Annotated in this window: 19 protein-coding genes and 1 tRNA gene; 8 read left to right on the forward strand and 12 right to left on the reverse strand. The window is 52.9% G+C overall.

The features are described from left to right. Position 1: 1 nt before the first annotated feature. From citF to L2Y28_RS18315, 6 genes are read right to left on the reverse strand one after another with little or no spacing between them, the layout of a single operon-like run. Positions 2-1519: a citrate lyase subunit alpha gene (citF, locus tag L2Y28_RS18290; RefSeq protein ID WP_022649367.1), complete on the reverse strand. Its 1518-nt coding sequence runs from the start codon at positions 1517-1519 to the stop codon at positions 2-4. A 10-nt stretch (positions 1520-1529) separates the two neighbouring features. After that, positions 1530-2405, reverse strand: a complete 876-nt coding sequence (citE, locus tag L2Y28_RS18295) for a citrate (pro-3S)-lyase subunit beta (protein ID WP_022649368.1) — start codon at positions 2403-2405, stop codon at positions 1530-1532. Continuing rightward, complete coding sequence (gene citD / locus L2Y28_RS18300) at positions 2402-2695, reverse strand: citrate lyase acyl carrier protein (RefSeq protein WP_017382935.1); 294 nt, start codon at positions 2693-2695, stop codon at positions 2402-2404. The genes citE and citD overlap by 4 nt, the downstream gene beginning before the upstream one ends. A 16-nt stretch (positions 2696-2711) precedes the next feature. Next, positions 2712-3734: a [citrate (pro-3S)-lyase] ligase gene (citC, locus tag L2Y28_RS18305; protein ID WP_022649369.1), complete on the reverse strand. Its 1023-nt coding sequence runs from the start codon at positions 3732-3734 to the stop codon at positions 2712-2714. Between the two features lie 13 nt (positions 3735-3747). Beyond that, the gene (locus L2Y28_RS18310) at positions 3748-4611 is read right to left on the reverse strand and encodes a fumarylacetoacetate hydrolase family protein (RefSeq protein ID WP_022649370.1); all 864 of its coding nucleotides are present in this window, start codon (positions 4609-4611) and stop codon (positions 3748-3750) included. Between the two features lie 17 nt (positions 4612-4628). Then, positions 4629-5990 carry a 2-hydroxycarboxylate transporter family protein gene (locus L2Y28_RS18315; protein ID WP_022649371.1) on the reverse strand — a complete coding sequence of 454 codons (1362 nt, stop codon included), beginning with the start codon at positions 5988-5990 and terminating at the stop codon, positions 4629-4631. Positions 5991-6335: 345 nt separating this feature from the next. Here L2Y28_RS18315 and L2Y28_RS18320 point away from each other — a divergent pair, with 345 nt between their 5' ends. Both L2Y28_RS18320 and L2Y28_RS18325 read left to right on the forward strand, forming a co-directional pair. Beyond that, positions 6336-7973, forward strand: coding sequence for a sensor histidine kinase (locus tag L2Y28_RS18320; protein WP_022649372.1), 1638 nt, complete (start codon positions 6336-6338; stop codon positions 7971-7973). Further along, positions 7963-8655 carry a response regulator gene (locus tag L2Y28_RS18325; RefSeq protein ID WP_022649373.1) on the forward strand — a complete coding sequence of 231 codons (693 nt, stop codon included), beginning with the start codon at positions 7963-7965 and terminating at the stop codon, positions 8653-8655. Before L2Y28_RS18320 ends, L2Y28_RS18325 begins: the two co-directional genes overlap by 11 nt. A 99-nt stretch (positions 8656-8754) precedes the next feature. On the opposite strand, the gene L2Y28_RS18330 is transcribed toward L2Y28_RS18325, so the two are convergent. Next, positions 8755-10890, reverse strand: coding sequence for an ornithine decarboxylase (locus tag L2Y28_RS18330; protein WP_022649374.1), 2136 nt, complete (start codon positions 10888-10890; stop codon positions 8755-8757). Positions 10891-11071: 181 nt separating this feature from the next. On the opposite strand from L2Y28_RS18330, the gene L2Y28_RS18335 reads away from it, so the two are divergent. Together L2Y28_RS18335 and L2Y28_RS18340 are read left to right on the forward strand one after the other, a co-directional pair. Further along, positions 11072-11785 carry a DUF554 domain-containing protein gene (locus L2Y28_RS18335; protein ID WP_003862452.1) on the forward strand — a complete coding sequence of 238 codons (714 nt, stop codon included), beginning with the start codon at positions 11072-11074 and terminating at the stop codon, positions 11783-11785. Between the two features lie 95 nt (positions 11786-11880). Next, a tRNA-Phe gene (locus L2Y28_RS18340) sits at positions 11881-11956 on the forward strand. Positions 11957-11999: 43 nt separating this feature from the next. Here L2Y28_RS18340 and L2Y28_RS18345 read toward each other — a convergent pair. Continuing rightward, positions 12000-12452, reverse strand: coding sequence for a hypothetical protein (locus L2Y28_RS18345; RefSeq protein ID WP_022649375.1), 453 nt, complete (start codon positions 12450-12452; stop codon positions 12000-12002). 514 nt (positions 12453-12966) lie between these two features. Here L2Y28_RS18345 and L2Y28_RS18350 point away from each other — a divergent pair. Together L2Y28_RS18350 and L2Y28_RS18355 are read left to right on the forward strand one after the other, a co-directional pair. Further along, complete coding sequence (locus L2Y28_RS18350) at positions 12967-14877, forward strand: hypothetical protein (RefSeq protein ID WP_022649376.1); 1911 nt, start codon at positions 12967-12969, stop codon at positions 14875-14877. Further along, the gene (locus L2Y28_RS18355; RefSeq protein WP_022649377.1) at positions 14874-16568 is read left to right on the forward strand and encodes a hypothetical protein; all 1695 of its coding nucleotides are present in this window, start codon (positions 14874-14876) and stop codon (positions 16566-16568) included. The genes L2Y28_RS18350 and L2Y28_RS18355 overlap by 4 nt, the downstream gene beginning before the upstream one ends. 151 nt (positions 16569-16719) lie before the next feature. Here L2Y28_RS18355 and L2Y28_RS18360 read toward each other — a convergent pair whose 3' ends face one another. The 4 genes from L2Y28_RS18360 to L2Y28_RS18375 all read right to left on the reverse strand — a co-directional run bounded on the left by L2Y28_RS18360 (position 16720) and on the right by L2Y28_RS18375 (position 20025). Continuing rightward, positions 16720-17211 (reverse strand): GNAT family N-acetyltransferase, encoded by a 492-nt coding sequence (locus tag L2Y28_RS18360; protein WP_022649378.1) that lies wholly within the window; start codon positions 17209-17211, stop codon positions 16720-16722. Beyond that, positions 17208-17501: a DUF1778 domain-containing protein gene (locus L2Y28_RS18365; protein WP_022649379.1), complete on the reverse strand. Its 294-nt coding sequence runs from the start codon at positions 17499-17501 to the stop codon at positions 17208-17210. The genes L2Y28_RS18360 and L2Y28_RS18365 overlap by 4 nt, the downstream gene beginning before the upstream one ends. Positions 17502-17602: 101 nt before the next feature. Continuing rightward, the gene (locus L2Y28_RS18370; RefSeq protein WP_022649380.1) at positions 17603-19396 is read right to left on the reverse strand and encodes a hybrid sensor histidine kinase/response regulator; all 1794 of its coding nucleotides are present in this window, start codon (positions 19394-19396) and stop codon (positions 17603-17605) included. Further along, positions 19393-20025 carry a response regulator transcription factor gene (locus L2Y28_RS18375; protein WP_022649381.1) on the reverse strand — a complete coding sequence of 211 codons (633 nt, stop codon included), beginning with the start codon at positions 20023-20025 and terminating at the stop codon, positions 19393-19395. The genes L2Y28_RS18370 and L2Y28_RS18375 overlap by 4 nt, the downstream gene beginning before the upstream one ends. 175 nt (positions 20026-20200) lie before the next feature. Between L2Y28_RS18375 and L2Y28_RS18380 the strand changes: the two genes are divergently transcribed. Further along, a complete protein-coding gene (locus L2Y28_RS18380) occupies positions 20201-20515 on the forward strand; it encodes a lipoprotein (RefSeq protein ID WP_003862457.1) in 315 nt (104 codons plus the stop codon). Positions 20516-20629: 114 nt separating this feature from the next. After that, entirely contained in the window at positions 20630-23677 is a 3048-nt protein-coding gene (locus L2Y28_RS18385) for an autotransporter domain-containing protein (protein WP_022649382.1), read from the forward strand. The last annotated feature ends 25 nt before the right edge of the window (positions 23678-23702 follow it).

The raw sequence follows: 23702 nt of genomic DNA on the forward strand, positions 1-23702 counted from the left end.
TTCACTCCTTTACCTGTCGAACGGTGTCGATCACGCTGCCGTCGCGGTAGCGGATCACCCCGACAATTTTGTCGGTGAACTCAATCGGTTTCGGTACGCCGGTCAGGGAAATCGCCCGCTCATAGAGCGCGTTGATATCTACAACCTTCAGGCCTGCTTCCATGAGTCGTTCGCGGATCTCCGGGCGCGCCGGGTTGACCGCAATACCGTGGTCGGTGACCAGCACGTCAATGCTCTCCCCCGGCGTGAGGCGCGTGGTAACGCGCTTCACGACGGTCGGGATGCGGCTTCGCAGCAGCGGCGCGACCACAATGGTCAGGTTGGCTGCCGACGCCACGTCGCAGTGCCCGCCGGATGCGCCGCGCATCACGCCGTCGGATCCGGTGATGACGTTGACGTTAAAATCGACGTCGATTTCCAGCGCGCTGAGGATCACCACGTCGAGCTGGTCGCAGCTTGCCGCCTTGCTGCCGGGGTTGGCGTAGACGTTGGTGGAGATCTCCACGTGGTTCGGGTTGCGCGCCAGCGAGGCCGCTGCCTGGCCGTCAAAGCACTGGGTGTCGAGCAGCTTTTCGATGAGCCCCTTCTCGTGCAGATCCACCAGGCTGCCGGTAATACCCCCGAGCGCAAAGCGCGCCTTCACGCCGCTGCGCTCCATCTTCTCTTCCATAAAGCGGGTGCAGGCGGTGGCCGCCGCGCCGGAGCCGGTCTGCATCGAGAAGCCCGTTTTAAAGTAACCAGAGTGTTCAATCACGTCCGCCGCATAGCGGGCAATCATCAGCTCGCGCGGGTTGCTGGTGACGCGCGCCGCACCGACGCTGATTTTCGCCGGGTCGCCCACGCTCTCCACCTGCACGATGTAGTCCACCTGATCCTGCACCAGGCTGGCGGGCATATTCGGGAACGGCACCAGTTCTTCGGTCAGCAGCACCACCTTACGGGCAAAGTGTGCGTCCACCATGGCGTAGCCCAGCGAACCGCAACACGATTTGCCCTGCGTGCCGTTGGCGTTGCCAAACTCATCGCTGCACGGCACGCCAAGAAATGCCACGTCGATATTCAGCTCGCCATCCTGGAGCAGCTTCACGCGCCCGCCGTGGGAGTGAATTTGTACCGGCTCGTCCATCAGCCCGTGGGAGATGGCCTCCGCCAGCCTGCCGCGCATACCGGAGGTGTAAATTCGGGCGATCACGCCGCTTTGAATATGCTCGATCAGCGCGTCGTTGCAGGTCATCAGCGAGCTGGAGGCCAGGGTCAAATTTTTAAAACCCATCCGCGCCAGCAGCGCCACAACGGTGTTGATCACCCGGTCGCCTTCGCGAAAGGCATGGTGGAAAGAGATGGTCATCCCGTCCTGCAAGCCGCTGCGCATGACGGCTTCTTCGAGGGAGGCGCAAAGCTTACGGTTGTGTTTCGCCTCGCTGTCCGCCAGCCACGGCGTCGCGCTGTGGGCGGTATCAAAAGGCTTCAGATCCCGCAGATGGGGGAAATTCACATGGAGAAGTTCTGTCTGATTCATTATGTCATCCTTACCGACGCACGCCGGAGGCCGCCGCGCGCTCCAGCACCACCTGCGCGTGGTTAATAATCGGTGCATCCACCATTTTGCCGTTGAGCGAGACCACGCCCAGGCCGTTACGCTCGCCCTCTTCTGCCGCTTCAATCACCCGTTTGGCGTGCTCCACCTCTTCCCGTGTCGGGGCGTAGGCGTTGTGCAGCAGGTCAATCTGGCGCGGGTTAATCAGCGATTTGCCGTTAAAGCCCATCTTGCGGATCAGATCGACCTCGCGCAGGAACCCGGCTTCGTCATTAACGTCTGACCACACCACGTCGAAAGCGTCGATGCCCGCAGCGCGGGCGGCGTGCAGCACGGCGCAGCGGGCGTAGAACAACTCGGTGCCGTCGCCGCGCTCGGTCTGCATGTCCATTACGTAGTCAAAGGCGGCCAGCGCGATGCCGATCAGGCGCGGGGAGCTGCGGGCAATCGCCACGGCGTTGATGACGCCAATGGCCGATTCAATCGCCGCCATCACGCGGGTGGAACCAATCTCGCGTCCGCATTCACGTTCAATGCGCTCCAGGTGGCCTTCTAGCTCGTAGATATCGTCCGGGGTGTCGGTTTTCGGCAGGCGAATCACGTCTACGCCCGCGCGCACGGCGGCCTCCAGATCCAGCAGGCCAAACGGCGTGCTCAGCGGGTTAATACGCACCACGGTTTCGATATCCTGATACATCGGGTGCTGCAACGCGTGGAACACCAGCATGCGTGCGGTGTCTTTCTCGCGCAGGGCCACGGCGTCCTCAAGGTCAAACATGATGGAGTCGGGGCGGTAGATAAAGGCGGTGGAGAGCATGGCGGCATTGGCGCCCGGCAGGAACAGCATACTGCGGCGGAGTTTGCTCATTTCAGCGCCCCCCAGTTGATGGCCTGTTCATCGGCGGCACGCAGAAGCGCGCTTTGCAGGCGGGCGCGGATCACACAGTCCAGCGCCCCTTTGTCTTCAATAATGATTAATCCCTGGTGCACGTTCATGGCGCGCAATGTGTCGTTGACCACCTGGCGTATTTGCTCGCCAAACTGCTTAATCACTTCACTGTGGATGACAATCTCCAGCTCACCGTGAGCGGGGGCGATTTTCACCATCAGGTCGCTGGACTCCTGCGTTCCGGCCAGCGCCTCCCTTACAATATTCATGATAAATTCCTGATAGTTATGCGACTTCCGCACTCGCACGATAATGTGCTTCGAGGTGCGCGAAGGTGGAGTCCGGGACAATCTCCCGGATCCGGGAAAACTGCTGTGTCTTGAGTAAACGGCGCACTTCCGAGGCCGAAATGGCGTTGCCGGTGGCTTTGATGCGCGGCATCTCCACCACGTCGATGTGCGAGGCCAGCAGATCGTGCAGCGTCTGGTTGTACTGGCGGGTGATATCGCAGAACGGTTCCGAACCAATAAAACGGTGCGTGATGCCCAGCGCCGGGGCGATAAAGTCCCGGAAGATCAGCACGTCGATCTCGCTCCACGCCTGCTGCACTTTGCCGGTCTCCTTCAGGAAGTAGGCCGGAAACGTGGCGCGGGAGATGATGTACTGCGAGCCTTCATGCACCACCACGTTCGGCAGATGCGCCACGCCCGCGCGCACCATCTCAAGGCGCGCGCTGAACGGGAAGAACGAGGCGTCTTCACGCACCACGAACAGATGCAGAGCATCGCACTGCGCCGCCGCCTGCTCCACCAGATGACGGTGACCGAGGGTGAATGGGTTGGCGTTCATCACGATGGCACCAATCTTCTCCCCACACTTGCGGCTAGCGCGCAGGGATCGGCAGTAGCGCACGATCCCTTGCGGAGTGTTCTCCATTAGCACCGCGTTGTTCCCGCTCTGGGCAACCGGCCAGAAACCGCTGCGGCCAAAGCGCTCCTTATTACACGGACGGGTGCAGAGGAAGAGGTGAAAATGGCCGCGCTCCAGCGCCGCATTTTCCACCTCTGCCAGCAGACGCGCGCTGAGGTTTTCCCCACGAAGCTGCTCGTTGACCGCCACGCACTTGATGACGTTGGCAGCAAGTCCGGCGCAACCCACCAGCTGCGCGCCGGACCAGGCTTCAACAAACAGCGTGATGTCGTTGTCCAGGCCAAGGCCGCTGTCTGCCAGCAGGTAGCGGATCTGGCTTAAGCGTTCCGGGTGTTTCGCCACAACGGTGTGGCGAAAATCAATGGGTTGCGATTGCATGCTGCCGCCTTACTCAGTGCGCTGCCGCGAGCCCGACGGCTGGCGCTTCCACGATCACGTTGCTCAGATGACCGATATGTTCGATCTCCACCTCAATGCGATCCCCCTCCTTCATAAACAGTGGCGGGTTGCGCTTTTTACCTACCCCGCCAGGCGAGCCGGTGATGATCACGTCGCCCGGGCTGAGACGGGTGAAGGTGCTGATGTACTCGATCAGCTCCGCCACCTTGTGGATCATGCTGCTGGTGTTGTCCTCCTGCACCATGCGGCCGTTCAGCCAGGTGCGGATCGCCAGGCTGTGCGGGTCCGGGATCTCATCCGCCGTCGCCATCCACGGGCCGAACGCCCCGGTCTGCCGCCAGTTTTTCCCGGCGGTGAACCAGGTGTGCTGCCAGTCGCGGGCGGAGCCGTCCATGTAGCAGCTGTAGCCCGCCACGTGGCGCAGGGCGTCGTCGCGGCTGATGTTCTCCCCGCCTTTGCCGATGATCACCGCCAGCTCGCCTTCGTAGTCGAACTCGCTGGAGTGGCGCGGCTTCAGCACCGGCTCGTTGTGGCCGGTCTGTGAATCCGGGAAGCGGACAAACAGGGTCGGGGCCGGGTTGTGCTGGTCAAACTCCTTGCGCTTGTCGGCATAGTTCATGCCCACGCAGAGAATTTTTTCCGGCTGGACAATCACCGGTAAGAAGGTGATGGCGTTCAGCGGTACATCCACCGCGTCGTTCAGAAAACGGGTGGCCTGCGCCAGCCCGTTCCCCTGCAACAGCGCTTTAAGGTCGCCATAGTGGTCGCCCAGGCGGCGGCCTAAATCAATCACGCCCCCGGCCTGAACGATGCCGTAGCTGCGTTTACCCTGGTATAAAAAGCTTGCGAGTTTCATTGTTCTTTCCTGAAAACTTAAACGAGGAAGTTGCCCAGAATCAGCAGTGAGACAGAGACGTTAATCGCCCCGCCGATACGGGTAGCAATCTGGGCGAATGGCATCAGGCTCATGCGGTTGCCTGCGGTCAGGATCGCCACGTCACCGGTACCGCCCTGCCCGCTCTGACAGCAGGAGACGATGGCGACATCAATCGGGTGCATACCAATCTTTTTGCCAACGAAGAATCCGGTTGCCACCAGCGCGGAAACGGTGCTGATAATCACCAGCAGGTTGCTGACGGTGAACGCCGCCACCAGTTCATGCCATGGGGTAATCGCCACGCCAACGGCGAAGAGAATCGGGTAGGTCACGGAGGTCTGGAAGAATTTGTACACCACCTGAGACCCCTCCAGCAGACGCGGAGAGGCGCCATTACAGAGCTTCACCAGCACCGCCATAAACAACATGCCCACCGGCGCTGGCAGACCAATCAGCTTGTGACCGAGCATGCCCAGCATGTACAGCAGCACCGCCAGCAGCGCGCCGGAGGCGATGGTGGTCACATCCGCTTTGCCGGAGAACGCGGGTTGAGAGACGGTGGCATCGGCGTTGGCGCGGTTAGGCATCAGCTGGCCTTCACCGGTCAGGTGCGGATAGCGTTTACCGAGCTGGTTGAGGCAACCGGAGATGATGATCGCCGTCAGGCCGCCGAGCATTACCATCGGCAGCACGCGGCCGAGCGCCACGCCCTGATCCATGTGCAGCAGGGTGGCATAGCCGATAGAGAGCGGGATCGCCCCTTCTCCGACGCCGCCCGCCATGATCGGCAGAATGATAAAGAAGAAGATCTGGAACGGCTCAAGGCCCAGCGCTAGTCCAACGCCCATGCCGACAATCATGCCGACGATTTCACCGCACAGCATCGGGAAGAAGATGCGCAGGAAGCCCTGGATCAGCACGGTGCGGTTCATGCTCATGATGCTGCCGACAATAATGCAGCAGATATAGAGGTAGAGAATATTGGTGGATTTATAGAATTTGGTCGTGGACTCGACCACCACGTCCGGCAGCAGGCCGTAATAGACCAGCGCGGAAGGGATAAAGGTGGCGCAAATTGCCGCCGCGCCGAGCTTGCCGACAATCGGCAGGCGTTTGCCGAACTCGCCGCAGGCAAAGCCGAAGAAGGCCAGCGTGGCCACCATGACCACGATGTCGCTCGGCAGTTTTCCGCCCAGGCAATCTATCGCAATCAGCGCGCCCGCCAGAACGAACAGTGGCAGAGGAATAATGCCGATTTTCCAGGTATCCATAATATGCCACCAGCGCTCTTTGAGCGATGGCCGCTGAATATCAATCGGGTCGTGGGTAACAGAGAATGAATCGTCAGTTGTGCTCATAATAAGCCCCTTAGTTATTTTGTGCGTCCAGCTTAGAGTCACAAAGGCTTACTTTATGTGAGGGATGGCATATTAAAAGCGAAGTTTTAATGGCCGCTATGGTTTTAATGGTTTCTTTTATTTAATGTGATTTATGCCTTATTTATTGCCGTGGTTTTTATGGTTTCTTTTCTTAACTGAACAAAGAAATAACATTTATTCATTTAGCCTTAAGAGGATGAGACTTTCGGAAAAATCTTTTACAGGCTGCGCTGTGCAAGGGATCACAAGTTTTCGGCAAAGCGGGCATCCTGGCCTTAAAAGATGATATATTCAGCCGACCTGTTGATATCTCGCGTGATAGTTATGAAAGTATCGTTTCAGATCAAGCTGTTTATTTCGCTGGTCGCCTTTTTCTCAGTGCTGTTCGCATTACTGGGCGGATATTATTATGTCGATGTCGGCAGGCAGCTTTATCAGGAAATGAGCGCGCGCGCAAAAATACAGGCCGAAGAAATTGCGCTTATTCCTTCTCTGCGAAAAGAAGTCGAACAAAAGGATATCCAGGGCATCCATGACTTTATGCAGAAAATAGCCGCCCGCAGCGACGCCAGTTTTATTGTGATTGGTGACAATAAAGGGCTGCATCTTTTCCATTCCGTGTTTGCCGACCGGGTAGGCAAAACGCTGGTTGGCGGAGACAACGACGAGGTATTACACGGCAAAAGCACCATCACCATCCGCAAGGGCGGGTTAGGCATTTCGCTGCGCAGCAAAGCGCCCATTTTTAATGATGCCGGGCAGGTGGTAGGGATTGTTTCGGTAGGCTATCTCACAAGCTATCTGGACACCATCACCGTCAGCAAGGTGGTTAATATCCTGATTGCCGCCGTGCTGCTGCTTATCGCCCTGTTTATTTTCTCCTGGTTCTTCACCCGCAGCATCAAGAAGCAGATATTCTCTCTGGAGCCGCGCGAAATCGGCCTGCTGGTGCGTCAGCAAAAGGCGATGATGGAATCCATTTATGAAGGGGTGATTGCCATCGACGACGATCTCCGCATTGAGGTGATTAACCAGGCGGCGCGTAAATTATTAGGCTTACGCCAGCCCGCCCGCGAACTGCGGGGTCAACTCATCAGCCAGGTGATCGCGCCCGTCCCGTTCTTTAACGCGCAAACCATGCTTGCGAAAGACACCCACGATGAGATCTGTCGCTTTAACGATCTCACGGTCATTGCCAGCCGGGTGCGGATCATGCTGGAAGATGCGTTGCAGGGCTGGGTGATCACCTTTCGCGATCGCAACGAGATCGACTCGCTCAGCGCCCAGCTCAGCCAGGTGAAGCGCTATGTTGATAACCTGCGCATTATGCGCCATGAACAGCTGAACCGCATGACCACGCTGTCCGGCCTGCTGCATATGGGCCGTTATGACGAGGCGATCCGCTACATACAGGCGCAGTCGGAACACGCTCAGGAGCTGCTGGACTTTATCTCGTCCCGCTTTAGCTCCCCGACGCTGTGCGGTTTGCTGCTTGGAAAGGCCGCCCGCGCGCGTGAAAAAGGCGTTGAGCTGAGCTTCGATCCGGCCTGCCGGGTGGACAAACCCTTCCTGCCGCTGCTCGAATCGGAACTAGTCTCGATCATCGGGAACTTGCTGGATAACGCCATCGAAGCGACCCAGCGCGCCCCGCTCCCGCATGCCCCGGTAGACGTGCTAATAAAGTTGAACGAGCAGGAACTGATTATTGAAGTCGCCGACCAGGGCGTCGGCATCACACCGGAGATCCGCGACCGGATCTTTGAGCGCGGCATCACTACCAAAACGCGCGGCGATCACGGTATTGGCCTGTATCTGATTGAAAGCTACGTCACGCAGGCTGGCGGTGCAATTGAAGTTGCCGATAACACCCCACGCGGTGCCATTTTCTCACTGTTTATTCCCGCCACGGGAACGGTCCGGCACCCCGTACAGGAACTGGAAGATACCGACTATGCAACATGAACTTATCGACGTACTGATTGTTGAAGACGAGAACGAACTGGCGCAACTGCACGCGGAGCTTATCGGTAAACATCCGCGCCTGAGGCTGGTGGGGATTGCCGCGTCACTGGCCGACGCGCAGGTACAACTGGAGAGCAAACAGCCGAAGCTGATGCTGCTGGATAACTATCTGCCGGACGGCAAAGGCATCACCCTTATCAGCAACCCGATGCTCACCCGCGCCAACTGCTCGGTGATTTTCATCACCGCCGCCAGCGATATGGACACCTGTAGCCAGGCCATTCGTAACGGCGCGTTCGACTACATCCTCAAGCCGGTTTCCTGGAAACGCCTGAGCCAGTCGCTGGAACGTTTTGTGCAGTTTGCCGAACAGCAGCGCGTCTGGAAGATTGTCGACCAACAGAACGTGGATTCACTCTATCAGCTACAGGCGAAAAATTATCGACTGGACAACGGCAGCAAAGGGATAGAGGAGAACACGCTGGCGCGGGTGCAAACGTTGTTTAACAACAAGGCGGCGCACTGCTTTACGGTGGATGAGGTGGTGAGCGAGACGGGACTGAGTAAAACCACCACCCGGCGCTATCTGGAACACTGCGTGGAGGTGGGTTTTCTGACGGTGGAGATGCTGTACGGGAAGATTGGGCATCCGAGAAGGATGTACCGGCGTAGTGCGACTTAACTCCCCTCACCCCGGCCCTCTCCCCAAAGGGGCGAGGGTGAAAAGACGGCTCCGTGCAATCCCCTCTCCCCTTTGGGGAGAGGGTTAGGGTGAGGGGCCCTACTTTAACACGTACCCATACAGTCGCTTGATCCCGTCGGCATCCTTCTCGCTGTAAACGCCCTGCAACTCTGGCGAGAAACCCGGCAGCATATTAATGCCCTCTTCCAGCGCCAGGAAGTAGCGCTGTACTGCTCCACCCCAGACTTCCCCCGGTACCACGCACAGCACGCCCGGCGGGTATGGCAGCGCACCTTCGGCGGCAATGCGTCCTTCGGCGTCACGAATACGCACCAGTTCGACGTTCCCGCGAATGTACTCCTGGTTGGCATCCTGCGGGTTCATCACCACGGCAGGCAGGCTCTCCTGGCGGAACATCGCCTTCTGTAAATCCTTCACGTTAAAGCTGACGTAGAGATCGTGCATCTCCTGGCACAGCTGACGGATCGTATAGTCGCGGTAACGCACCGGGTATTTCTGATAGATGGTCGGCAGCACATCCACGAGCGGCGTATCGTCTTCAATATGCTGTTCAAACTGCCCCAGCATCGCCACCAGCTGCATTAGCTTCTCCGCGCTCTCGGCTGGCGTCAGCAGGAACAGGATGGAGTTGAGATCGCACTTCTCCGGCACAATGCCGTTTTCGCGCAGGTAGTGGGCGAGAATGGTCGCCGGAATGCCGAAATCGGTATAGTGCCCTGTTTCCGCATCAATGCCCGGCGTGGTCAGCAGCAGCTTGCACGGATCGACGAAATACTGTTCACGGGCATAGCCTTCAAAACCGTGCCATTTTGCACCCGGTTCAAAACTAAAGAAGCGACGCTCGCTGGCGATAGCCTGCGTGGGGTGATCCTGCCATGGCCGCCCCGCCACCACCGGTGGGATAAAGGGTTTGATCATATTGCAGTTGGCGATAATGGCTTTGCGCGCTTCAATGCCCAGCTCGACGCACTCAGCCCACAACCTGCGTCCGCTCTCACCCTCGTGGATCTTGGCGTTCACGTCCAGCGCCGCAAACAGCGGGTAAAACGGGCTGGTGGAGGCATGCAGCATGAACGCATTGTTCAGCCGCTTGTGCGGGCAGAAGCGCGACTGACCGCGAATATGGTTATCCTTTTTATGGATCTGTGAGGTTTGCGAGAACCCAGCCTGCTGTTTGTGGACCGACTGGGTCACGAAAATTCCCGGATCGTTCTCGTTCAGTTCCAGCAGAAGCGGAGACGTTTCCGCCATCATCGGGATAAATTGCTCGTAGCCGACCCAGGCGGAGTCAAAGAGGATGTAGTCGCAAAGGTGACCGATCTTGTCGATCACCTGACGGGCGTTGTAGATCGTGCCGTCGTAGGTGCCGAGCTGAATGATCGCCAGACGGAACGGGCGCGCCTCGGCGGCTTTCTGCGGCGCGACGTCACGGATCAGTTCCCGCAGCCAGGCCTCATCAAAGCAGTGTTCATCGATCCCGCCGATAAAACCAAACGGATTACGGGCTGCCTCAAGATAGACAGGCGTTGCCCCGGCCTGGATCAGCGCCCCATGATGGTTGGACTTATGGTTGTTACGATCGAACAGCACCAGATCGCCACGGGTCAGCAGCGCATTGGTCACCACTTTATTGGCCGCCGACGTGCCGTTCAGCACGAAGTAGGTTTTATCCGCGTTGAACACTTTCGCCGCGAACTTTTGCGCGTGCTTGGCAGAACCTTCGTGGATCAGCAAATCACCGAGCTTCACGTCGGCATTGCACATATCGGCACGAAACACGTTTTCACCGAAGAAGTCGTAAAACTGCCGCCCGGCGGGATGTTTTTTGAAAAAGGCGCCGTGCTGGTGACCCGGACAGGCAAAGGTGCTGTTTCCCATCGCCACATACTGGCTCAGGGTGTCAAAAAAGGGTGGCAGCAGGTTCTCTTCATACCGGCAGGCGGCAGATTCCAGTTCCAGCAATTCTTGTGCTTTACCCGAGATGATCGCCGTGACACCCTCTGGCACCTCTCCTGGCTCTGTTGAGAACATAAATACCGGTAGCTGAAAGCCCGTACGCTTCAGCAACGCAAGAATGCCGCTGTAGCTTTCAACAACCGTAATGACGACTGCCGCCACATCGGTGAAATCGGTGTTATCCAGCATAACCTTTTCGCGATGCGTAGAAACTTTGGATACCAGCTCACGGCTGACGGCAATTTTCATGGTTTTCATAAGCGCAAATACCCTCACCGAACGGTGAGACAGGAAGGAGAAAATTCGCGCAATCATGTCACCTTTTATTTTCAGGTGCAAGAAGGAATCAGTATGCGTTACGCCTCCCAAAGCTAAGCATAATCAGGGACGGACGTGCCATAATCATGCAATGCCAGTGCTTAAATAACAGGAGTTAAACGTGGTGATTGGACCCTTTATCAATGCGGGAGCCGTATTGCTGGGCGGTGTACTTGGGGCAGTATTAAGCCAGCGGTTGCCGGAGCGTATTCGCGTCTCCATGCCCTCCATTTTTGGCCTGGCGTCGTTAGGGATTGGTATCCTTTTAGTGGTGAAATGCGCCAACCTGCCGGTGATGGTACTGGCGACACTGCTCGGCGCGCTGATCGGCGAGTTTTGCTATCTGGAAAAAGGCATTAATCACGCGGTAGGCAAAGCCAAAAATCTGATTGCCCGACCGGGCAAGGCAAAGCACGGCACGCACGAGTCGTTTATTCAGAACTACGTTGCGATCATTATTCTGTTCTGTGCCAGCGGCACGGGGATATTCGGTTCGATGCAGGAAGGGATGACCGGCGATCCCAGCATACTGATTGCGAAAGCGTTTCTGGATTTCTTTACTGCCACCATCTTTGCCACTACCCTCGGCATCGCCGTGGCGGCGATTTGTGTACCGATGCTGCTTATTCAGCTGGCGCTGGCCACCTGCGCCACGCTGATCCTGCCGCTGACGACGCCTGCGATGATGGCGGACTTTACCGCCGTCGGCGGCCTGCTGCTGCTGGCGACAGGGCTGCGCATCTGTGGCATCAAGATGTTTGCAGTGGTGAACATGCTCCCAGCCCTGCTGCTCGCGATGCCGCTTTCCGCGCTCTGGACGCACTTTTTCGCTTAAGTTTGCGACGAAATGGTGAGAGAGTGTGCAGTCTGCAACGAAAACAACAAATTTCGTTGACGTCGGAGGGCGGATCGGGTTTAATGCGCCCCGTTGCCCGGATAGCTCAGTCGGTAGAGCAGGGGATTGAAAATCCCCGTGTCCTTGGTTCGATTCCGAGTCCGGGCACCACTATTTAAAGAACCCGCCCAAAAGGCGGGTTTTTGCTTTTGGGCTAGTCTAACAGCTCAATGCTTCCTTCTTTTGTTCTTAGCCAACGCGGCGCTTTTAACGTTTCGGCGTAATATCCCACCAGTTCATACAGTAAATCACTGATGACTCTTTCGGCTTCCACCGTCAGAGACCCACTCACTATCAATTGTGTCAGTACCTGGCAGTAATGCCCCACCTGGTCCGCTTCCACTTCAAAAGCAGGTACATGCAATGGTATTTCATCCACCGTCAGGCTCTCTTTTAAAAACTCCGGCACAGGTTCCATCAACGTCGGTTGTAATAAGGCCAGACAGGCACAAAGCCGCCCGCACAACGCCATTTTCTGCACAGGATCATGGCACTCCACCAGCGCTTCACTAAAACGCTCGCAGTTGTCCGCGAGTTCCGTGAAGTCGGTTTTGTGATTGAAGGAAACGGTAAATAAAGGGTGAATCGATGTTGGGATAGTAGCCATAGTGGCATCCTCCTGTAACGTTTATATTTCCGTCACTGGAGAGGTCAATCTCACGGGTGGCGGAACCGAGCAGGGTTGACCTTACCGGCGTTACAGGAAACCGGCGCGCCTTACGACGCCCCCGCCCGGCCCGCCATTGAGGTATAGCCGTGCGTACGACATAAAAAAGACGCTGGCGCGTCATATGTCGCCTGTAACAATTTTCAGGAGGTCAAGCCCGACACCTGATTTTGCAGGTGCGGGTAAAAGATACTGTAATTAGCCAATAGCAGCAAGCGAGGTTATGGAAGATAGCTCGTAGAAAATAAAAAAACAGCTGGTGAAGCAAGTTCTCTATGTATCAACCCGTTCATTAAACCAAGTCTCTCCTCTTCCACTGCATACAAAACATAACTATGCTTACGGTAAAAAACACGGACATTGATTTGATGAGGGTGGTCAAGCCCATTTTTCTGGTATAAAGCATAGAGTTAAACTTTACAGGCATAATCCTGCCTTTATTGGAGGTATGATAATGAAGGATAATCTTGTTCAAGATATTGCTTATAAACTCTTTTTGTCAAACTCAGATGAAATGGAGTATGAACTCACTGAACAGGAGCTCTCATTTCTAAACGTAGAGAAATCTGAAGGCTACTGTCTAAAGGACGGTAAATTAATCTTTTCATCTTATGAAGACAGAGATCATTATGTTGCCCATCATTATTTCTCAGAAATAGACAGTGATTGCATTGATGCAGAGAAAATCATACTTCAGACTGCTTTTTGCATATGGGGTAAGACTTTGCGTGATGATCGTTCAACCGCAGGTATATTTCTCAGTTTATATGAAGATAAAATCAATATTTGGCATATGCTGCTCGCATCTGAACGTAACCAATATGAAGTTACGTCTCTGTCCGATCAATTTGTAAAACATTCTAAACATCTAGATATAAATACTTTGTTTAATTTTTTCTCCACCATTCACAATAAATACAATCAATATCCTGGAGTATTTACATTGTTAGGAGAACGACTAGCCAATAACCCTCAAGAATGTTATAAGATAATTAATAAATTTCATTCAGATATAAAAAAAGAAACTCTTCACCTCTATAATATTGCCTTATTTTCACTAAGAAAAGAAAACTATACATCAGCTATTGATATTTTGCTCGCTGACATAGAAGAAAATGATGTTATCTTGTCTCCTCAAGCCTTGTGGATACTTGGCAGATATGTTGAGGTGAATAATATAGAATATCGTAACAATGAAATAAAATTAATCATCCAAGAAAAAATCGCTTCTCCGGTTACAGATATTTCCAATGCTGCTATACAAGCAATCGTAAATACGGTAGATAAAATACCTGAATTTTGTGAAGTCATCCTTAATTTGCTCAAGGATAAAAATATAAAAGCAATAGCGTTGCTTTGCCAAAAAATAGCAACAGCTAAAAAGTTACAATCTCATGCTGACTTTCCTGACTGGATAAATATCATCTGTATTAACTCAGGAGATGATATCGAACTCAGAGGGTTAATACTCCATATTTTATCATCACTCACTGAAGATGAAACCAAACATCATTTATTGATTAACTGCCTCTTTGTAATGATAAAGAATGCTTCTATAGTAAGAAAATCTCAGGAATTAGAGAGTTTTTTATATCATGCTACAAAATCCACTGAATTAATGAATGAAATTTTCACATTGGCACTTATAGATGACACTCCAGAAATCTCTGAGTTTTCACAATTACTATCCACATATTTAATGGTTAATGATAGTAGTAATTCATTAAGTTATAGCCTTCCCATTATTAATAATTTCACTGAAAGAGATTTCATTTTTTTGGTGCGTAGAACTTTGGGTTATATTACTAATGAGAAACATTTAATGTCTTCCATACTTTCATTACTGAATATTGATAACGCAAATAAAAGAACCGATAAAATTGTAATATCTGTCATATCAAATGAAATAGCCATTGATTATCCAAACTATGTTATTGATGTAATACGAGAATGCAAAAATAAAATCAGGAACAAAAGAAATCGCTTATTAAAAATATATGACGAAATACTTGTTCGTACGGAAGACTATCTTAACTCTCTAAAAATATATCCAAGAGTAAAAGAATTCGAACCACCTTCAGCATATGTACTGTCCTTTCAAAAAGAACGGAATAAAGTTATGACCAAAAACCAAGAGGCTATAAATGAAGATTCGCTTGTATTTAAAATAGCTACCCGCATACAACTAAAAGCAGGAATAGGCTCTTTTTATTACAATGATAACTTTGGTACTGGCTATAGTGAACCATCATATCTGTACCCATTTTCGAGTAGCTATTCTCTTCCGCGAAGGTACGTCATGGACAATGTTGGGTATGAATTACGCTTGGCAATGTTCAAGACAGCAAAAAAGGATACAATATGAAAGTACTAATTTCTCAATATATTCGAACATTGAAAGAGAGAAATGAGCTCGACAGGCTATTGCCTAATTTATTATTATCAATGAGTATCGTCCCTTTATTTACTACACAAACGGGAACAAGACAATATGGTGTCGATATTGCTGCAATAGGTAAAGATCCTGATGATGGGGAAAAAAAACTATTTATATTTGTAATTAAGCAAAAAGATCTTGGTAGATCTGAATGGGATTCCGGGCCACAGTCCATACGACAAAGTTTAAATGAAGTTTTTGATGTTTACCTTAGAAATCATTTACAACCAAAACACGAAAAACTGCCCAAGAAAATAATTTTATCCACCAGTGGTGATATGAAAGAAGAGATAAATCAAAATTGGGCCGGATATCTTGATGATCATAAACCCCATGAGTTTGATTTCTGGGGAGCAGATAAGCTTTCCACTTTTATCGAAAAATACATGTTAAACGAGCATATATTTAACGATATTGACAGAACCGATTTAAGAAAGTCGCTATCATTGATTAGTGAAAATGATTATTCACGGATTGATTATCATCGGTTACTACTAAGAATCCTGATGCTTGATGATGAGGGGAGAAAAACTAAAGAGATCAATAAAGTAGAACTGGAGAAGTCAATCCGCACCTGCTATCTCGCGGCTAATATATTAGCTTACTGGGCAATACAGGATGGCAACACTAAGCAAGCTTTGTTTGTATCTGAACGATGTCTACTATGGGTATGGCACCGCATCAATCTTGAAAAAGATCCAGAAAAATACTTCCCTGCGTTTGAAGTTATATGGCAAAGTTACATTAACATTTCAGCTGAATATTTTTCCAAAGTTCAACCATATTTCCATGGAAAATATATTCTTTCTTCATATTCAACTGAAAGTTCACTGGTCAACATAACTGTATTTGAACAAATTGGTATACTTGCAACTCTCGGATTAAATAATTTTTTCCTCGCCCATAGGAAAGATAATAATGGTGGTGCGCTTCAGATTCATAATGCCGATATCGTTGCCGATAGCTTGTGTGCGTTAATTATAAACAATCCCGCATCTGGTTCGCCACGTCTTGATGAGAATGCCATTGAAATTGCTCTTGGATTAATATTTCTTTCGCTGATGGGGAGAAAGGATGCTGTCGAAAAATGGCTTAGAGAACTAATTTGGAGGTTGGACTACGTACTCAGGATTGGACGAGAACATCCGATATCAACAGATTCTATTGACGATCTTATTAGCATGGAATGCAATAGCGATGATGCATATTTAAAAGAAAAAACAACAAACATGTCCTGGATTATCCCCACTTTAATGGGATGGTGTGTGATACTGGAAAAAGAAGAAGGATATTCCGCATTATTAACTGGAATAAAAGATTCATATAAAAATATATGCTCCCAGCTATGGCACCCAACGAATGACCTTTATAGACACCTTTACTTTCATCCAGCTCAATCCTTCACTGGTGAGACCGAGGCACCAATAGCTTTTCCGGATAATATGAATGATTACAAGAAGAGAATGGATGAACTACGTAAAAACAAAAGATATAATATTTTTAAAGAGTCAAGTGCGACACAGGCAGGTTTAATTATACTCGATTTTATTGCCTGCAGACATTTTAGAACTCCTGTACCCGCTGTACTTTGGTATGGCATGCAAAAAAAAACAGAGTGATAAATTACGTTTTTCGGTTTTATATCATGCTTCACCAATGGGCGTTATCTTAAAGCCCATTGGTCCCTTTTGAAGTACCTTTTGATTCATGGTGTTGCCTGCACGAACTGGAAGTGCTCTTCATTCAATACGAAAGAGTTCTATATCTCTGCTAAATACTCGCCACCAAATCCCCCAACGTCACCATCAATATCATCGGATCCATCGGCGATGGCTCAAACCCCACCCGCAGATAAAATTCCCGCGCTTCATCCGACAGGGCATGAACCAGCATTCCGCGGATGCCGATGCTCTCCGCCACCTGGATCACCCGCAGCCCGGCGTCGCGTACCAGCGCCCGACCAACGCCCTGCCCATGAAGAGACTGATCTACCGCCAGGCGTCCCAGCACTACAACAGGGATGGGATCGGGCATATTGCGACGAAAGCGGCCGGGTACCGTATTCGTTGTGACCGCGCTGGACGCCAGCGCGTAATAAGCCAGTACGTTAGAATCTCCGCCACAACAGACAAATGTACGCGATGCACCACTGGCCTGATTTTTCATCGCCCGCTGCTTAAGCCAGTTATCCATCGAATCTACCCCACAGCAAAATGGAGTAAGAATATGCCCGGCTCGAAGGGGCACTGGGGCAGAGATCATTTTTCCTGCTCCCACGGCGCAAGGGTCTGCATAGTTTTACGCAGTGCGGCATTAGGTGCTGGAGCCTGATCCAGACGGGTCAGAAATTCCTGATAAGCCTCTGGATCGGCCATTATGATGCGTTGTTCGATCAGTGCCTCTTCCGCAGCTGCGCGGGCTGCTTCCAGCACAAAGTCAGTACGGTTTTTCCCTCTCGCTTTCGCTGCCCGATCGATAAGATCCCGCTCGGCAGGCCTGATGCGCAGGTTAAGGGTTTCGCGTTTCACCGCCATAGTGTTTGCAGCTGGCATGGTGTTGTCCTCCTCTGTTCAATGGATATTAAGTATACAACACGCGTAACGCAGATGTCATTACAACGCTTTAAAAGGCACCGAACCGAAAGGACTTCAACTTATTTATATCCACGACACCCTGACCACTGCGCCAGCAGCGCATGCAGTTTAGCTGGCTCCAGAGGCTTGCGGAGCACCAGATACCCTTCCTGCTCCGCCTCCAGCAGAACCGGTGAATTAAATTCGCCGCTAACTATCGCGCCGCTCATATCCGGCAGACGGTCAAAAAGCGCTTTCAGGATATCGAAGCCGCTTTCGCCGGATCGCAGACGCTGGTCGCACAGCACGGCGAACGGCGTAAAGCCGTCGTCGATTATGGCAAACGCTTCTTCAGCCGAGGCCGCACAGCGTACGTCGATTCCCCAGACGCTCATCAGGCTCTCCCAGGCAGACGTCACCAGCGGGTCGTCATCGACGACCAGGCAGGAACCGTGCAGGGGCGCATAGCGTACCGGCGTGGCGGTGTTGTCAGCGGCGGGCGGGATATCCGGCGCAATGTCTTCACCAACGTATTGGGTAAAGCGCATCCAGAAGCGTGAGCCTTTACCTTCAATGGATTGCATCCCGTATTTCACCTTCATCAGCTTGGCACAGCGGGCGACTACGGCCAGTCCCAGCCCGTGTCCGGCGCTGTCGATCTTCCATGCCAGCTCGGGGCGGTAGTAAGGTGAGAAGATTTTGCCCTTCTCTTCATCGGCGATACCGACTCCCGTGTCCCACACCTCCACCATACACTCGTCACCGCGCGGTCGGATGGCGACCAGCACCCCGCCCTGGAGCGTGTAACGAAGGGCGTTTTGAATCAGGTTAATCAGGGACTGTCGCACCAGCAGCGAATCGCCCATCACGTAGATACGGCGTTTAGGCCGCCGGATGCACAGCCTAAGCGCGCGGCTGTTGGCCTCTTCGCGAAACAGCGTGATGACCGAGTCGAGCAGAGCACCGATATCCACTTTGGCCGGGGCAGAGAGGACATTCCCGGATTCTATTTTGCTGAGATCGAGCAGAGAGTTGAGCATTAAATGTACCGAGCGAACGCTCTGCTGCAGGTCAAGAAGCTGTGGCGTCAGGCTGTCGTCCCGGTTTCGGTGGAGGATGGCTTCGATCAGAAAGCCCATAGCGTGTACGGGCTGGCGCAGATCGTGGCTGGCGGTGGTCAGAAACTGATTTTTATCCAGCAGTGCCTGCTCCGCGTCCTCTTTGGCCTGACGAAACTGTTCCGCCAGGCGTGAGCTTTTTTCCTCAAGCAGTGCCTGCTGAATAAAGAACGCATGGGAAGTTAACGCATGGCGGTAAATTGCGAAGCCGTAAAGCAGATTCAGCATGAGCACGATGAACATCAACTCATCCAGCCGCCAGATAATACCGAGGTTCAGCACCCCCCATGAGGCGAAGAAAAAACGCGTAAAGGTGCTGATGACCGGCGTCAGATGCGTCGCATTGGCGGCGACGATAGCGGCGATGCTGATATTAAGTAACAGGAAAAAGTCAAAATTCTGCGTCTGTGGAGTAATTAAATAGAGCGAAGAAATGCCCAGCCCGTGAATAAAGGCGATATTATTAATACGCGGAAGCCAGCGTCGCAGGACGTCCCTATCACCGTTTTCTTTCGCTTCACGCTGATAGCGTCGGTGCAATAGTCGTATCGCCACGGCACATAGCAGATAAATAATTATCCAGATAATCGTTGGGCCGAGGTCGTCCCCAAGCATATAAATCCAGATGGCGAAAGGAATACCCACAAAGGGCACAGCACTAAAGCTAAATACCAGCCGCAGAAAGGTGTTGTTTAGCAAACGGATCTGCGCCGGAGCAGAGATACCTTCGTTTTGTAAGCTCTGGAAAAACCTCATTCCGACGGTTCCTGCTTGCCGTGCAGAAGCGTGATGGCTTCGACCCGGCTGTTAACACCTATCTTTTTCAATATATTGCTGATGTGTTCTTTGACCGTGGGCTCAGAAATTGAAAGCTGCGCGGCGATTCGTTTATTTGGCAGGCCGCGCATAATCATATTTAATACGTCTATTTGTCGCGGCGTTAAGTTAAATTTACTTAACTTCTCATTATTTGCCTTAACGGAAATTTCGTTTCCCTCAGGAAACCAGGTCTGATTATCACTGAGTGCGAAAACGGCCCGCGAGAACATCTCAGGTGGCTCGCTTTTCAATACAAAACCGTGGCCCCCGGCGGCATTAACTTTGCGCCAGATATCATTATTGTCATCCCCGCTGACCACCAGGAGTCGTACCTGTGGGTAAAATTGTTTTACTTCTTTGAGTAATTTCAGGGCCGTTCCGGAAGAGAGCCAAAAATCGATTACCAGCAAACGTGGCGGGCCATGATCCCTAATTTGGCGGTAGCAATCATCCTCATTCGTCACCACACACGCCTGTTTAAACTGGCAATGTGTAATCAGAAAATTGGCGATGCCGCTTGCTACCAATGGATGGTCATCAACGACTAACGCATAATTCTGTCCCAAAGGAGCCTCCTTTTACCTTCGCATATCTTAGAGTACAGATGAATTATTATCTACCCACCCTACTTTAGGAGGGTTTTTTCGATTAGGAAAGAGAAATATATTATTCGCTGATTTGGGTAAAAGAAAACATAAATACAATCAGTGAAATTAACTGGTTGGATATCAAGGATAATTTATGAAAAAACCACTAATCGTTTTAACCGTTACGTTGATGCTAGCCGGTTGTTCCACGTTGAAAACCGATCAGGCTATTCCACTCCTGCAAGCGGAGACCGCTAAAATGCTGGGACTGGGCTCATCGGATGAAATAACCGTGACCAACGTTAATGGCGCCCAGCCGGACGCACTGGGAGGACAAAAACTATCTTATCGCGCCACGACAGAAAAAGGGCGTATTTTCGATTGTTCATCAATGATGATGCCGGGGATTTTAGGATCCGCACCGACGCTAAGCGCGCCAACCTGTACACCTGTTGTCACACATAAATAATTAACGCCGCATCAAAAGGCGTACATAAATAACGCCTTTTACATTTTCTGACGTATCTGAGTTTTCATAAAAACGATTTTCCAGACATCACGCTAATGAGTACGGAGATAGCCCGTGAATAACTCTACATCGCATGCTTTAGCGGTTAAGACGCCGCTTTCCAGACTTTACCTCGCTCTATTTTCCGCGCCGCTGTTACTGTTTTTACCTGCCGATATCGCGCGTGCAGCCGATGCCTTTTTTGATGGCGACTCGCGTATTACCGAAACGCTGGGTTACACCGGAGATGTTTATGTTGGACGTAATCAACGCGGAAACCTGCTGATCGATAATGGCAAAATCACCGCCTATAACATCAATATCGGTCGGCTGTTCGACGGCAAAATTTATGAAAGCGTTGTCACGGTCCGTGGGCCAGACGCTGAGCTTAACGCGGTGAACGATCGGTACGTCCTGCGCGGCGACCTGAATCTTGGCCTCGGCACCCTGCGAGTCGAAGAGGGCGCGCTGGCGAGCGCAAAGGAGATCGTTGTCGGCACCACCCGGGGCTACGACAGCCACCTTATCGCCACGGGTGCCGGCTCTCGCGTGACCAGTAATTTTCTGAGCGTAGGCACCGATCTGGGCGCACGCTCCACGCTGGCAATTGAGGACGGCGCGGCGCTCAATACCGCCTACGATGCGCGCATCGGGAATGGTACCGGACCGGGTGAAACCGACACGCTGAGCCCGAAAGCCACCGTCACGGGGAGTGGCTCACAGTGGAACGTTGGCCGTACGTTGACGCTTTATGGCGACCTGGACGTACTGAACGGCGGAGCGGTTAACGTTGGCGGCGTGCAGGTGGCGGGCGTCTCCGGCGCAGGGAAAACCGCCGAATTGGTTATTGCGGGCAAGGACTCGCGCTTTACCAGCGGCAGCAGCGTGAGCGTGGGCGATTACGGCAATGGCGTGCTGTCTGTGATTGACGGCGGTTCATTTTCCGCTGGCAGCAATGCGCTGATCGTGGGGACATCGGGTTCCGGCTCGAACCGGGGTGCGCTCATCATCGGCAGCCGCGGCAATATGGACACCGGCACGGGTTTAACTGAGCCAACGCCTGGCACGGCGGGCGGCGCAGGTACCCTCGATGCGAAGACGGCAATCAGCCTGCGTGGCGGACTGTTCGGCAGCTATGTCTACTTCAACCATACCGACGGAAATTACATCTTCAGCAACACGATGAGCGGTGAAGGTGATGTGATCAACACCTCCGGGCAAACGACGCTGAACGGCGATCTTTCCGCACTCAAGGCGAACGTAACCGCGCGGGGCGGTAAAGTTATCATTGCCAGCAATATTAATACCCAGCCAGAAGACGATATTTTTGATGTTCAGACGCTTAGCGCCGAGAACGGCGGTACGCTGATCCTCAACGCGACGGCGGGTTCAGACGTCAGCGACGGGGTCGGTTACAGCAGCGCCGCGTCAATCAAGTCCGGCGGCACGCTGGGCGGCAACGGCACGCTGGGCCAGACCGAGATCCTGTCTGGCGGGCATATCTCGCCTGGCGACGGCAATATCGGTACGTTGACGCTGAAACGCTATCTGAACTTTATCGGCGAATCCTTCTATGACGTGGATATCGCGGGCGATGGCAGCAGCGACCAGCTACTGGTATCGGGCAAAACCACCATCAGCGATCGGGCTAAGGTACAGGTCACCGCGCTGGATCCGCAAACCAGCTATAAAACGGGCCAAAGCTACCGCATTTTGACCTCCGACGGGGGAATTGACGGTGAGTTCGCAGGAGCGATTTCCAAATCCGCCTTCCTGGACGTGGCGCTTGAGCAAAGCACCAACGCCGTCGATCTGACCATCGCGCAGAAAGAGACCGGAGGCGAAAATCCTGGGGGCGAGAACCCGGGCGGTGAGAATCCCGGAGGCGAGAACCCGGGCGGTGAAAATCCCGGAGGCGAGAACCCGGGCGGTGAGAATCCTGGCGGCGAAAACCCGGGTGGTGAGAACCCGGGTGGAGAAAACCCGGGCAGCGGCAAGCCGGGCATTTTCCAGACCGTGGCCCAAAGCAGCAACCAGTGGAATACCGCTGGCGCGCTCTCCACGCTGACGCAAAGCGGCCCGTCGCTGGCGCTGTATAACTCGCTGCTGGTGCTGAGCGCGCCGGAAGCGCGCGAGGCGTTCAACCAGCTGTCTGGCGAAGTTTATCCATCAATGCAGTCCAACCTGATCGCTGGCAGCACGCAGGTGTTTAACGTGTTAAACCAGCGTATGCAGCGCGCGTTTGATAACGACAGCCTGCCGATCCCACCGTTAGCCATGTCGCTGGTGCAGCAGCCGGAGCCGCAAAACAATGGCGTCTGGGGCCAGACCTTCAGCTCCTGGAGCCGAAACAGCGGCGACGGAAACGTGGGCAAGCTGGACGGCAACACCACCGGCTTCCTGCTGGGGGCAGATCGCAAGCTGGCGGATCATAACGTGCGTGTCGGCGGCTACTTCGGCTACAGCCGGGGTGATTACGACGTCGACAGCCGTCGCTCCTCAACGGATACCGACAACTATCACCTTGGCCTGTATGCGGCGGGTCAACAGGATGCGTTCTCCCTTCGCGGCGCGCTGGGTTACACCTGGCACAAGATCGAGGGCGAGCGCAATGTTGATTTCAGCGGCTTCTCGGATCGGCTGAAGTCAGATTACGACGCTAACTCGCTGCTGGCGTTTACCGAAGCGGGCTACCGTTTCGGCCAGCCAGACAGGAATATTGAGCCGTTCGTCAATTTATCGTACATCCGGCTGCATACCGACAGCTTCAGGGAAGACGGCGGTGCCGCTGCGCTGAGCGTCCGTAACGAAACGATGAACACCTTCTATTCCACACTCGGGGTGCGCGGTGTGACCGAGCTGCCGAAGAACGTTAACCTCTACGGTTCGCTGGGCTGGCAGCACGCTTATGGCGATAAGAATACCTCTTCGCGTATGGCGTTTGCGGGCAGCGACGCGTTCATTACTCAGGGGCAAGCCGTGGATGAGGACGTAATGGTGGGTGATATCGGCGTGAGCGTACAGCTGTCGCGTGCTGCGACGCTGGATGTGGGTTATCAGGGACAATATGGTGCGGATACCCGCGTCAACTCGGTGAACGCCAATCTGCGCTGGTCGTTCTGAATTATTTCCATTAAAAGAACCCGCC

The sequence above is a fragment of the Enterobacter sp. JH25 genome (assembly GCF_021725435.1).
In the GTDB taxonomy this organism is placed as follows: Bacteria; Pseudomonadota; Gammaproteobacteria; order Enterobacterales; family Enterobacteriaceae; genus Enterobacter; species Enterobacter intestinihominis.

Coding starts and splice junctions, on each gene's coding strand:
- citF (WP_022649367.1), bottom strand. CDS start 1,519: ATGAATCAGACAGAACTTCTCCATGTGAATTTCCCCCATCTGCGGGAT.
- citE (WP_022649368.1), bottom strand. CDS start 2,405: ATGAGCAAACTCCGCCGCAGTATGCTGTTCCTGCCGGGCGCCAATGCC.
- citD (WP_017382935.1), bottom strand. CDS start 2,695: ATGAATATTGTAAGGGAGGCGCTGGCCGGAACGCAGGAGTCCAGCGAC.
- citC (WP_022649369.1), bottom strand. CDS start 3,734: ATGCAATCGCAACCCATTGATTTTCGCCACACCGTTGTGGCGAAACAC.
- L2Y28_RS18310 (WP_022649370.1), bottom strand. CDS start 4,611: ATGAAACTCGCAAGCTTTTTATACCAGGGTAAACGCAGCTACGGCATC.
- L2Y28_RS18315 (WP_022649371.1), bottom strand. CDS start 5,990: ATGAGCACAACTGACGATTCATTCTCTGTTACCCACGACCCGATTGAT.
- L2Y28_RS18320 (WP_022649372.1), top strand. CDS start 6,336: ATGAAAGTATCGTTTCAGATCAAGCTGTTTATTTCGCTGGTCGCCTTT.
- L2Y28_RS18325 (WP_022649373.1), top strand. CDS start 7,963: ATGCAACATGAACTTATCGACGTACTGATTGTTGAAGACGAGAACGAA.
- L2Y28_RS18330 (WP_022649374.1), bottom strand. CDS start 10,890: ATGAAAACCATGAAAATTGCCGTCAGCCGTGAGCTGGTATCCAAAGTT.
- L2Y28_RS18345 (WP_022649375.1), bottom strand. CDS start 12,452: ATGGCTACTATCCCAACATCGATTCACCCTTTATTTACCGTTTCCTTC.
- L2Y28_RS18350 (WP_022649376.1), top strand. CDS start 12,967: ATGAAGGATAATCTTGTTCAAGATATTGCTTATAAACTCTTTTTGTCA.
- L2Y28_RS18355 (WP_022649377.1), top strand. CDS start 14,874: ATGAAAGTACTAATTTCTCAATATATTCGAACATTGAAAGAGAGAAAT.
- L2Y28_RS18360 (WP_022649378.1), bottom strand. CDS start 17,211: ATGATCTCTGCCCCAGTGCCCCTTCGAGCCGGGCATATTCTTACTCCA.
- L2Y28_RS18365 (WP_022649379.1), bottom strand. CDS start 17,501: ATGCCAGCTGCAAACACTATGGCGGTGAAACGCGAAACCCTTAACCTG.
- L2Y28_RS18370 (WP_022649380.1), bottom strand. CDS start 19,396: ATGAGGTTTTTCCAGAGCTTACAAAACGAAGGTATCTCTGCTCCGGCG.
- L2Y28_RS18380 (WP_003862457.1), top strand. CDS start 20,201: ATGAAAAAACCACTAATCGTTTTAACCGTTACGTTGATGCTAGCCGGT.